Annotated in this window: 10 protein-coding genes; 6 read left to right on the top strand and 4 right to left on the bottom strand. The window is 60.1% G+C overall.

Features of this window, described 5'->3' with window-relative positions; genetic code table 11:
* The first annotated feature begins 11 nt into the window (after positions 1 to 11).
* Both J8C06_RS15275 and hutH read left to right on the top strand, forming a co-directional pair.
* Positions 12 to 140 carry a hypothetical protein gene (locus tag J8C06_RS15275; protein ID WP_281423831.1) on the top strand — a complete coding sequence of 43 codons (129 nt, stop codon included), beginning with the start codon at positions 12 to 14 and terminating at the stop codon, positions 138 to 140.
* A gap of 34 nt (positions 141 to 174) precedes the next feature.
* Complete coding sequence (gene hutH, locus J8C06_RS01015) at positions 175 to 1686, top strand: histidine ammonia-lyase (protein WP_211428948.1); 1512 nt, start codon at positions 175 to 177, stop codon at positions 1684 to 1686.
* Positions 1687 to 1697: 11 nt separating this feature from the next.
* Here the strand turns inward: hutH and J8C06_RS01010 are convergent, their stop codons facing one another.
* Together J8C06_RS01010 and J8C06_RS01005 are read right to left on the bottom strand one after the other, a co-directional pair.
* Positions 1698 to 2357: a DUF1684 domain-containing protein gene (locus tag J8C06_RS01010; protein WP_246602051.1), complete on the bottom strand. Its 660-nt coding sequence runs from the start codon at positions 2355 to 2357 to the stop codon at positions 1698 to 1700.
* A 127-nt stretch (positions 2358 to 2484) separates the two neighbouring features.
* Complete coding sequence (locus J8C06_RS01005) at positions 2485 to 2778, bottom strand: MoaD/ThiS family protein (protein ID WP_211428946.1); 294 nt, start codon at positions 2776 to 2778, stop codon at positions 2485 to 2487.
* Positions 2779 to 3064: 286 nt separating this feature from the next.
* On the opposite strand from J8C06_RS01005, the gene J8C06_RS01000 reads away from it, so the two are divergent.
* Positions 3065 to 4453 (top strand): BCD family MFS transporter, encoded by a 1389-nt coding sequence (locus J8C06_RS01000; protein ID WP_211428945.1) that lies wholly within the window; start codon positions 3065 to 3067, stop codon positions 4451 to 4453.
* Positions 4454 to 4930: 477 nt separating this feature from the next.
* Positions 4931 to 6127, top strand: a complete 1197-nt coding sequence (locus J8C06_RS00995) for a geranylgeranyl diphosphate reductase (RefSeq protein ID WP_211428944.1) — start codon at positions 4931 to 4933, stop codon at positions 6125 to 6127.
* A gap of 102 nt (positions 6128 to 6229) precedes the next feature.
* Here the strand turns inward: J8C06_RS00995 and J8C06_RS00990 are convergent, their stop codons facing one another.
* On the bottom strand, positions 6230 to 7282 hold the full coding sequence (locus J8C06_RS00990) for a polyprenyl synthetase family protein (protein WP_211428943.1): 1053 nt from the start codon (positions 7280 to 7282) through the stop codon (positions 6230 to 6232).
* Complete coding sequence (locus J8C06_RS00985) at positions 7279 to 7881, bottom strand: tetratricopeptide repeat protein (protein WP_211428942.1); 603 nt, start codon at positions 7879 to 7881, stop codon at positions 7279 to 7281. The genes J8C06_RS00990 and J8C06_RS00985 overlap by 4 nt, the downstream gene beginning before the upstream one ends.
* Before the next feature lie 560 nt (positions 7882 to 8441).
* Here J8C06_RS00985 and J8C06_RS00980 point away from each other — a divergent pair.
* Positions 8442 to 9386, top strand: coding sequence for a B12-binding domain-containing protein (locus J8C06_RS00980; RefSeq protein WP_211428941.1), 945 nt, complete (start codon positions 8442 to 8444; stop codon positions 9384 to 9386).
* Positions 9387 to 9746: 360 nt separating this feature from the next.
* Positions 9747 to 11786, top strand: a complete 2040-nt coding sequence (locus J8C06_RS00975) for a tetratricopeptide repeat protein (RefSeq protein WP_211428940.1) — start codon at positions 9747 to 9749, stop codon at positions 11784 to 11786.
* The last annotated feature ends 7 nt before the right edge of the window (positions 11787 to 11793 follow it).

The raw sequence follows: 11793 nt of genomic DNA, 5'->3' as shown, positions 1-11793 counted from the left end.
CGGGATGGTGTTTGGCGGCTCGCGCCGCCACAAGCTACGTGACGGTAGCCGGTTGCTTGCGCCTTCGTCAATTTGGCATTCACGCCAATTTGGCGCTCACGACCACCAGCCTTGCCTATGCCGTCCGGCTCAATCGCTGAACTTGATTTCTTGGCCCTGAGGAGCAACTCGCCCATGCAACTGACCGGTTATGATTTGACATTGGACGACCTGACGGCGGTCGCGCATGACCGCCGATCGGTGGTCGAAATCGCGCCAGACGTGCCAGCCCGATTGGTCGCGGCACGGGCCGTTGTGACCGACATCATCGCCCAAGGGCGCATCGTGTACGGCGTCAACACCGGGTTTGGCAAGCTGTCGTCGGTTACGATTCCGGCGACGTCCCTGGCCGAGCTTCAGGTCAACCTCGTCCGCTCCCATGCGTGCGGGGTTGGCAATCCGCTTTCCGAAGCTGAAACCCGCGCCATGCTGCTGCTGCGCGCCAATGTGCTTGCGCACGGACTTTCCGGCGCGCGGCCGGTCGTCCTTGAGCAGCTCGTAGCCATGCTCAATGCCGGCGTCCACCCGGTCATTCCCGAAAAAGGGTCGGTCGGCGCAAGCGGCGACCTCGCCCCACTGGCGCATCTGGCGCTCGTTCTCATTGGCGAAGGCGAAGCCTACTTCGGCAGCGAACGTCTTCCGGGACAAGCTGCGCTGCGCCGCGCCGGCCTGTACCCCATTGCCCTTGAAGCCAAGGAGGGGCTGGCGCTACTCAACGGGACGCAAGCCATGAGCGCCGTCGGAGGGCTGGCCCTGGCCCGGCTGCTTCAACTGGCCCAACTTGCCGATGTGGCCGGGGCGCTTTCGCTCGACGCGCTGCACGGAACGGCTACCGCTTTTGATGCGCGAATCCACGCGGCGCGCCCCCATGCCGGACAACGTGCCGTGGCCGCACACCTGCGCGGACTCCTGAACGGAAGTGAAATCATGGCGTCGCACCGCGATTGTCCACGTGTCCAGGACGCCTACAGTTTACGGTGCATGCCGCAGGTGCATGGCGCCGTCCGGGATGTTTTCAACTTCGCGCGCCAGACACTCGAAACCGAATTCAACAGCGCGACCGACAACCCGCTGGTGTTCACCGACCACAACGACGTTCTTTCCGGCGGCAACTTTCACGGCGCACCGGTTGCCTTGGCGCTGGATGCTTGCGCCATGGCCGCGGCCACGCTGGGTGGCATCGCCGAACGCCGCATCGAACGCCTCCTCAACCCAGACTTGTCCGAGCTGCCGGCCTTTCTCTCCCGCCAGCCCGGAACCCAATCCGGGCTGATGATGGCGCAGGTCACGGCCGCCGCGCTGTGCAATGAAAACATGGGGCTGGCGCACCCGGCCTCGGTTGGGTCGCTACCGACTGGCGCAGCGAAGGAGGATGTTGTTTCGATGGGCATGACGGCCGCGCTCAAGCTCCGCACGGTTGCCGAAAACGTCGCCAATATCCTGGCCATCGAACTGTTGGCCGCCGCGCAGGCGCTCCCCTTCTTGCGTCCGCGCCGGACCAGTCCGGTGCTTCAGCGGGTCGAGGACTTCCTGCATACGCTTGTGCCGCCACTCGAACAGGATGCGCCCCTGTCACCCTGTATCGCTGCCATCCGGGAACACCTGCCCGAAGTCTTGGCAGTAGCCGCAGGAGCGGATGAGGCGTAGTGCGGCCCGGCCTACTTCCAGCGCATCTCACCGGCGCGAATGGCAACCGTGAGGTGATTTTCTGGCGGCGGAAGCGGACAACTGTAGTTGCCGCCATATGCGCAATAGGGGTTGAACGCCTGGTTGAAGTCAAGCACGTACGCATTGTCACCGCGTCGCTTGAGTTGCAGGTAGCGCCCGGCCGGGTAGGTCTGCGTGCCGGCCGTCGTATCCCGAAAGGGAATGAACAGGTCCGTCGCGGCATCTGAAACGCCCAAGTCTGGTGTCAGGGCCACCAACCGACACGCCACGCCATCCACGGTAAAGCGAAATACCCCGGCACAGCGGTAGCGCCGCGTGTCATCCGGGCGCGTCGTTTCCGTTTCAATCACCTCGGGCTGGGGACACGGTTCAAGGGTTGCGACGAAGCGGTACTTGGCATCGAAGGGAAAATAGGCCAAGCCGGTGAAGGTTGCGCGCTGGTCAGCCGGCACCGGAGAATCTTCGTCTTCCTTGAAAGCCCGGTCTTTCATTTGCCGCTGCGCGACCACGGCACGCGCGACGACCTCGACCGGCGCCGCCGGATCGTCAAGCGGATTTGCGGGCAGCGAAGTGGGCGACGGCGCGCCCACCGGCGACGGCGGAGAAGACACCACAGGGCGTGGGGCGTTGGTTGCGCAACCATTTGTCACGCAACCCAACAGCCCAACCAGCAGGCTTGCTGACCAAAGCTTCCTTGAGCGCATTGCCCAACTCTGATCTCAGGTGTGATCTCAGGGCGTCACGCCACCCGGCACGCACTTCCGGTGACTTCACACCTCAAATTGTGCCGTAGGGGCGCTTCCACCCTACCGAAGGCACAACCGTAACGACATCACCGTTTTCGAGGCGCGTGTTGATGTCTTCCAGGGTGTTGATGTCACGGCTATTGACATAAATGCTGACGGTCGGCTGACGAAGCCCGCGTCCGGTGTAAATCTCTTTGCCGAGCTTGGTGTACTTGTCGGTCAGTTTTCGGAGTGCCTCGCCCACCGTCGTCGCTTCAACCGGAACAGCACGGTTGTTTTCAGTCAAGGGGAGATACACGGATGAAAGTTCAATCGTAACGGCCATAGGTCAGAACATCCCAGGCAGGACTTCAGAAAATGTCGAGGACGCAGCAACCACTGGAGACAATCCAGTTGCTTTTTTCTTACGCCAAGGCCTTCCATAACTCAAGTGCGTAGGCAGACACTTGCTCCAGAAACCCCAGCCAGTAAGAAACCAGCTCGAACGTCGCCGCTGAAAAGCTTTGTGCGTAAGAACACACTTTCATTTTGACTTATGCCAAGTTGAAAGTAGGTTGGTAGCAGATGGTTGATGTTTCCTCCACCGAACAAAAGGGCTGAGCAGAGAACGAATGTCATCTCCGGCTAGACCACCATTGTCGTTACTGGCTACGATTCGACTGGGACTCCTCAATGTCACCGTTGGCATGAACGCCCTACTTGTCTTTGGCGTACTCAACCGGGTGCTGATTAGTGAGTGGCAGATCAATGCGGCGCTGGTTGGCCTGTTTGTGTGCATGCACTATGTCGTCTGCCCGATGCGAACACTCGCCGGGTATGCGTCAGACACCAAGCCGCTCTGGGGATACCGGCGGACACCCTACATTGTCGGGGGCATGGCCGTTGCGTTTGGCTCACTCATCCTTATCTTGCACAGCGCGCAGTGGATTCGCACCCAGCCGGTCTGGGGCAGCCTCGCGTGCGCGGTGGCGTTTGCGCTCTGGGGACTGGGACTCAACACCGCGTCTGTCCCGTACTTGGCGCTGATGAGCGACCTTTCTGGTCCATACCGCGCGCGGACGATTTCGGTTGCCTGGTTCATGATGGTGGCCTTTGGGATCGTGACCACCGGTATCGTCATTGCCAAGTACTTTGATCTGAACCTGTCGAAGCTTTCCACGGATGTGACGACCCTGGACGCGGCGGCCCTTGACCAAGTGCTTGGAAGGCTATTTTACACCGTTGTTGGCATTTCCATCGTGCTGGCAGCGGTCGCCATCATTGGCATGGAGCCGCGCCACCACCAAGCGGCGACGGACGACGAAACACCGCCAACGCTGCGCGAAACCATCGCCATCATGACCGCTGACCGTGACTCGAAGCTGTTCTTTGCCGTCATCACGCTTGGCATTTTTGGGGTCAACGCCCAGGACGTGCTGCTCGAACCCTATGGCGCGCAAGTGCTTCAGATGTCGCTGGCCGACACCACCCGCTTGCAGCCCATGTGGGGTGGGGCAACCCTCATCTCGATGCTCTTGGCTGGCTTTATCCTGGCCCACCAACTCTCGCAGAAAAACATGGCATTGATTGGCGCGGTGTTGAGTACGCTGGGACTGGGACTGGTGATCGCCGCCGCCGATCTGGGCACCGGGATGCTGCGCATAGGGGTCTTCACCCTAGGGATGGGAAACGGCATTTTTGCGGTTGGGGCGCTCTCCATGATGATGGACATGACCCGCCCTGGACAAGCCGCGACCTACCTTGGGGTCTGGGGCATTGCCCAGGCTGTCGCGCAAGGGGTGGCCGGGTTGACCGCCGGTGTAGGCCGCGCCGGACTGGAACTCATCACTGGGAAAATCGGATTAGCGTACCAAGGCGTTTTCGCACTCGAAGCCTTGGCTTTGGTGGCCACCGCCTGCCTATTGTTGTTGATGGGGCGGGCGACGCCTCAGCGAAATCAAAAACGGCGGGATGACCGCCACGGCGTCGAGCATCTGGCTGACGCTGTCAGCGCAAGCTAACGAAAGCGCGCGCGTTGACAATGAGATGAAGTCCGTATCGCGCTGGTTGAGCGCACCCGATACGGCCGAGTTTGCAGGGAGGAGCGTGTCCTTGTTGAGTGGGGACGCAGCAAGCAGACGTTTCCTTCCCTGCAAATTGACTTGCGGAAAACAGCCGCACTTGGCTCAAAGAGCGTGCAAGTGCGGCCGGGTTTGCAGGGAGGAGCGTGTCCTTGTTGAGTGGGGACGCAGCAAGCAGACGCTTCCTTCCCTGCAAATTGGATGAAGCTGTGAAACGAGAAAGCGTCTGACTTGTTTTGGGAGCGATGACGTGTCCGAGTTGAGTGGGAACGAGCAAATGTACGTTGCGCCTTTCAACCGCTTTTCTCTGTGGCGTTACACACGTTGAGTCGTCTCCGCGGCGCTGTTTTGCCGAACCGGGAGACGCATCCGGCGGCGGCGGTCAGCTCATATCTCCAAGGTCTGGGGGAAGCAACTATGCGAGTGATTGTGTGCGGAGGGGGCCCGGGCGGAGCGACAGCGGCAGACACCCTGGCCCGCGCCGGGGTCGAAACCGTCCTTATCGAAAAGAGCTTTTCCCGCATCAAGCCCTGTGGCGGAGCTATCCCCCCGGTGTTGGTGAGAGATTTCGACATCCCTGAGCGACTCATCCAGCGCCGAGTTTCAGCCGTTGCCGTCTATGCGCCATCCGGGCGCGCCGTGACCATGGACATCCAGAATGGTTACGTTGGTATGGTCTGCCGCGAAGCGTTTGACGCTTTCCTCCGCCAACGCGCCGGAAACCATGGCGCGCTGGTTATCGAAGGCCGCGTCGAAAACGTGGACGCGACCGAGCGCGGCGCAACCGTCGTCTGCACCACGACCGGGGGAACCCGCCAAACCTTGGTTGCCGATGCCATCATCGGCGCGGATGGAGCCAATTCCTTCGTCGCCCGAACATTCGACCTGCACCGCGGCGGACTCGTGGCGGCAGCCGTCCAAGAGCGATTTGCGCTCGATACAGAAACGGCGCGCCGTCTCAATGAACGGTGCGAAATCTACTACGATGGACAGTATTCGCCCGATTTCTACGGCTGGGTCTTTCCCAAGGCTGATCACGTGGCGATTGGTACCGGCACGGCAATTCGCAGCGCCAACCTCAAGGGCCACCTTGAAGCATTCAAGCGTCACCTCGGCATTGCAGAGCGTCCAACGCTGCGTGAAGGCGCACCCATTCCACTGCGGCCCTATGACCGGTGGGTTACGAACCGCGTCGCACTGGTCGGCGACGCAGCCGGGCTGGTCGCTTCAAGCTCAGGCGAGGGCATTTTTTACGCCATGAAAAGCGGCGAGATGGCGGCCCAGGCACTGCTCGAATGCCGGTCCGACTTGCGGGCGGCGAAACTCTACCGAGCGTATCAAAAAGCGTTTCTGAAAAAGTATGGGGCAACGTTCCGGTTTTTGGAGCTGATGCAAAACATCTACTATAAGAACGACGCTCGCCGGGAAGCCTTCGTTGCCATTTGCCGCGACCGTGGCGTGCAGGACCTTACCTTCCAGTCCTACATGTACAAGACACTGGTGCGCATGCCGATGCTGGATGGCGTCCGCATCATGAGCAAGAACTTCTATCACCTGACCCGGGCCCTGCTGGGGCTGTATCGCCCAACACGGCTCAACGCAACGCCGGCCTAGGCATGTGCCGGCTTTGGTCTATAACCTAGAAGGCGGGGCTTACCTGGACTGGCACCCAAGTAAGCCCCGCCTTGGTTTAGGTGATGATTGGCTCAGTCCGCGCTAGTGCCGGCGCTGCAACATGAAATCGGCATACAGGTTGAGCAACACCCGATGCGGACTGTCTGGCAGGACGGCAAGGTGCTGTTTGGCCTCGATAAGATGGTCAATTGCCAGCTTGCGGGCAAAGTCAATCGAGCCGGTTTCCTCAAGCAAGCTAATGGCTTCGGCCAGTTCACCGTTGAGATCGCGCTTCCCGAGCAGTTTCAGGAACCGCCCACGCGCGGCTGGGCTGGCATGCTTGAGAAAGTGAATGACAATGAGGGTCTTTTTACCGTCCCGAATATCAAGTCCGATGGGCTTCCCCAAACGCAGTGGGTCAGCCTGTAAATCGAGCACGTCATCCCAAATTTGGAACGCGGTACCGATTTTTTCTCCGAAGGTAGCCATGGCGAGCAGGTCTGCCTCGTCAGCGTCGGCGGTCAGCATGCCGAAAAGACAACTCGCGCGATACAGCGCAGACGTTTTCCGGGATGCCATCCGAAGGTAATCTTCCACATCGAGGTCAAGCCGTCGCTCGAAGTTCAAGTCATCAAACTGCCCGTAGCACATCTGCTTGGCCGTCTGCCCTAGCACGTGAACCATCCGCAGCGCGTGACGGCGAATCCGCGCCGACTGCTCGACCGCCTTGGCATAGAGCAGATCGCCCACCAAGAGTGAAAGATTGAGTCCGAAGCGCGTGTGCAGTGTGGACTGCGCATGCCGCTCGGTACTGCCATCCATCATGTCGTCATGGATGAGGGAAAGATTGTGAAGGTACTCGACCGCCAGCGCCGGAGGAATCGCGTCTTCAAACCGCCCCCCAGCGGCCTCGGCCGTCGTGATGACCAAAAATGGGCGTAGGCGCTTGCCCTTACCCTCGAAGAGATAGGTGACTGCCTGCCGCAGCTCCGGCTGGGTGACTTCTTCCAGGTCGTCCGCAATTGCTGCGTCAATGACTTGAGCGATAGCGTGAACCCGCTCCACGAGTGGCGCAAAAGCCACCGGTATGGTGGTTCCGGTTGAGGCGATGGAAAGGCCGTTGGCGGTCGCCAGATTGGCGGGCGCTGATATCATGATGTACGTCTCCCGACAGAAATTCGGCTTGGACGGTCGTCCGATGTCGACGCCGTCGCCAGGGGGAGTCGGTCATTGACCGCGCCTGCATCAAGAGCGCGTGGCAGCGCGCTCAAGTCAGCCAAGCGACGTTCCAACCGCTGTCGCTCAAAGCTACTTATCTCAGGAAAGTCGCGTAGGTAGTTGTAATAAGCGACGCGCGCGCCCTGGGTGTCGCCTGCGTACTCCAGTGCTCGCCCAAGCCAGGACGCGGCTGAACGCTGAAGCTCACGGTCCACGAGTTCACGATCCACGGCGGCCGCGGCCGCAATGCGCTGAAAGTGTTGAGCAGCGCCCGCATAGTCGCGCTGGCGAATACACAACTCACCGAGCGTATGCACGTCCTGCCAATCAATGTCGCCCCCCACCGTGGCTTGTTTGAGTTCCTGCGTGAGTTCGGCCACCAAGTGTGCCTCTGGCGCTGGGCGAAACCGCCGAAAGCGGCGTAACAACCAGGCTGCCAGCGGCGCAATCCGCCGCGCGGCCCACCAAGTCAAGCGTGGATACCGCAGAGCAAAGCGCGTCGCGGCGGCTGCCGCCCGAAGCTTGAGTGATGTCATGAGCATGCCTTTGGAGACTGGCCGTACGGGAACCTGTTGTGCCATCCTACATGAAGCAAGCTCACCAAACCAAGTGTAGCTACGACGAACGAGCGGCTTGCTTCCGCGCCGCTAGGGCTATGTCGTCTGGATAACCCTAGCTTGCCAAGTCAGCCTTTGGCTGACTCCCTAAGTTTTGACGCGCACCGCAACCCCCCAAGCGTCGAGAGACCTGAAAACTCCCCCCGGAGTCGTCGTTCCAAGCCTCCAAACAAGAGCGATGCGCGCCAAGCTCTCAAATACCTGAGCCATTCCTGCCGGCGTCAAGCGCCGTGGTTTGGCTTACAATCGGAAGCATACAGAAAAACGACCAAAACAGTCAAGCCAATTGATGAAAATTTTACCGAGACAAACCTACAAGACCGCGACTCTCAAAGCTAAAACTAACAAAACAAGTGATTTGTAAAATAAAAGCTAAATACTAGCGATGACTTGACCAAAGTTCTCCAAGTAACTTACAGTATAGCCACTTCCCCTGAAACGCTCAAAACGCCCATCTTGTCAAGATCAGGGAGTTATTCGTGCCTCGTCCAAAACGCGCTACTGAGCCGACCTTGAGTCAGAGCCAGACGTACTCCACCGCAGAGGTCGCCAAGATGTGGGCGGTCAGCGAGTCGTCGGTCAAACGGTGGAGCGACAGTGGGCTACTGTCTTGTGTGCGCACCCCTGGCGGCCACCGGCGCTTTACCCTGCAAGCCCTGCTCGACTTCCAACGAGCCGGCGGACTGCTCCAGAACGCGGACGGCGCAGGTCGGAGTCAAGCGACGGCCGGACTGACCCAGCTCGCGCAAGCCCTGGCCGGACGCGATTGGCCGGCATTGCAGACCCTCTACTATGACGCGGCGGTATCCGGGGACGAAGCCGCCGGGGTGGCGTTGTTGGAGCAGGCTTACCAGAGCGGGATTTCCACCATCGAGCTAAGCGAGCGCATCCTGACGCCGGTCTTGCACCTGATTGGGGAGCGTTGGCGGCGTGGCGAACTCAACATCTGGGAAGAACACTTGGCTTCGCAAGTGACCCTTGCCGCCACCGAACATTTACACCGGCAGTTACCACGCGCCCCCAGTCACGGGAGACTGGCGCTGTGCGGGTGTCCAGAGGGCGATTTGCACCAAATCGCCCTGCACTTGGTGGTTGAAGTGCTTGAGACCGAGGGCTGGCGCGTCCTCTCGCTTGGCCCGAACACACCGTTGTTTTCTTTTACCGATGCCGTACAGCGGTTTTCGCCCCAACTGGTCTGTATTTCAGCGACCATCGTTCACGACTTGGAGCGGCTGCGTCGCGACTACGGGCATTTTTACCGTGTGGCGCGCCAGCATGCGGCACGTATCGTTATTGGCGGCGCGGCCTTTGCCGACCCCCAGGTTCACGACATTTTTACCCACGACTTTCACGCTCTGGGGTTAGCGGACTTTCTTGAGTATATTCGGCGCGAGTTTCCGCCATCTGATGTTTCCGCTATCTGATACGCATATCTGATGATACGCATATCTGATACGCAGTCGTGAAGTGTCCGCCTGGCCTCGTGCCAAGGACCTGACTAGCCCCCCGCGCCTAGACCTGGACGGTCATCGCTTTTCGGAAAATCGTCGAGACCGTGAAAACTGAACCACCGACCGCTTTGGGCGTCATGACCTGTTCGGGATGCGGGCGACGCCGTTGAGCAGTTCTTCGGCCAAGCCCACGTTGAGTCATTCCCATGCTTCGGCAAGTCGGTTAGATTTATAAACCGCAACGGCACGCCGCCGTATGGCGTTACGGAGTCAACGGACTCACGGTTTTGTTCGCCCCTGTTTTCTCTCCACTTTTCTCGGAGCTTCACTGCCATGCCCGTTCTATTTATCACCAGATTGCTTTCGAGCTGCTTGATTACGGCCGGTTCGATGACCGTGCTGGCCGCGCCCCAACAGTCTCCCAAACCGTCACCCAAGCCACCGGTGGAGAAGTCGCGGACGGCAGACCAGTCAGGGACGGAGGTAACGCGCGAGCAGCGGATTCAGGCCTATGAGAAATTTTTGCAGGCGCGGCGCTACATTGCGCAGGCAGACCCGCTCAACGCAATTGAGGCATTCAAAGAGGTGCTGAAGCTTGACCCTGGCGCGGCTGCCGCCCATGTCGAGTTAGGGAATCTTTACCTTGAAGGGCGAAATTTGCGTGAAGCCGAAGTCCACGCCCGGCAGGCCGTGGCGCTCGATCCAGAGGACGCCATGGCGCACTGGTTGCTTGGGCGCTTGCTCTATGCTCAGGCGCTGGGCGCTTCGCTCAATCCAGAAAAAGCACGTGAAGCGGTCGCTGCCTTTGAAACCGTCGCCAAGCTGGATGCACTCAACTTGGATGTGCACCGCCTGCTGGGACGGCTTTACCGGGACTTGAATGATACGGAAAACGCGCTTTCATCCTATGCCAAGTTGATCGGGGCCAATCAGGGTGGGCCGGAGGAGTTTGCCGCAGCAACGGAGCTCTACTTTCGCAAACGCCGCTACCGGGACGCCGCCAGCACGGCCCGGCAGGCCTACATCCTGAGCGGTGAAAATCCCCAGTGGGGCTACCAGCTTTCCCAGGCCCTGCTCTATTCCGGGCAAACGACGGAAGCCATTGAAGTCCTCAAGGAGTTGCTCGAAGAAAACGGTAACAACCTTCGGCTCATTCTCAGCTATGCCGAGGCGTTGATGCGTGGCGGGCGCTATGCTGACGCCGAACAACAGGTGCGGCGAATTTTGTCTGAGCGCCCCAACCATCCAGAAGCGCTTTCGATTCTGGCTCAGGTGCAGCGGCGCAGTGGCCGCCGCGAGGAAGCGGTCAAGACCCTGCGCCAGGCGCTGGCCGGTCAAGATGTCACCGAGACACTTGCCCAACAGTACGCGCTCGCTGAAACACTGGTTGAACTAGGTCGCATGAGTGAAGCCGTTGACGCCTATGAGGCGGCGCTGCGCAGTGTTTCCAACCCCGACAACTCGGTGAGCGAGAGCCAGCGTGAGCGTGCCGAGCTTATTCTGATGCGTATTGCGGCGGCCCACAAAGCGGCCGGCAAGCCCGACCAGGAAAACGCCACGTATGAGCGCATGCGGCGACTGCTGGGACCGGAGAGCACACTCGCCGATCTCCTCGTCATCGAGGGGCTGCGCAATGAAGGCAAGCACGAAGATGCGCTCAAGGCCGTGCGTCGCGCTCGGCAGCGATTTCCCAGCGAGCGGCAGTTTGCTTACCTCGAAGCCCAGGTACTCTCCCGTCTAGGACAGGTTGACCAAGCGATGAAGGAGCTGAAAAAGCTCTCCGAAGAAGTCGAGGACTCCGGCGAAGTCGCGCAGATGAAAGCCATCGTCCTCAGTGACGCCAACCGCTTCGAGGATGCCGAGCAATCCGCGCGGCAGGCCGTTCGCTACGATGAGAAAAACATTGCCTACTTGGTCACGTTGAGTTCCATTCTCGAACGCCGTAAGCAATACGCCGAATCCGAGCAACTGTTGCGGACGGCGCTCTCCCTCGACCCGGACAACCCAACGGCGCTCAACAACCTGGGCTACTTTCTGGCCGAGCGCAACGAGCGCCTGGATGAAGCCCTGACACTCGTGCAGCGCGCCGTCAACATCGAGCCGACCAACAGTTCTTTTCTCGACAGCCTGGGCTGGGTCTATTTCAAGCAGAACCGGCTTGACCTCGCCAAGCAGTATATCGAACAGGCGCTTGGCTACGACCGGCGCAACGCCACCCTGAACGACCACCTAGGCGATGTGCTGGAACGCATGGGCGACTTGGAAGGCGCGCGGCGGCAGTGGAAGCTGGCGCGCAGCCTGGCGACCGACCCCGAAGAAATCAACCGGATTGATGCGAAGCTCCAGCGCGATCAAACGGCGGAGACAAAGTAAGGGCGGC

Source organism: Chloracidobacterium validum (assembly GCF_018304825.1).
In the GTDB taxonomy this organism is placed as follows: domain Bacteria; phylum Acidobacteriota; class Blastocatellia; order Chloracidobacteriales; family Chloracidobacteriaceae; genus Chloracidobacterium; species Chloracidobacterium validum.
This window is presented reverse-complemented; position numbering and strand designations above follow the sequence as displayed.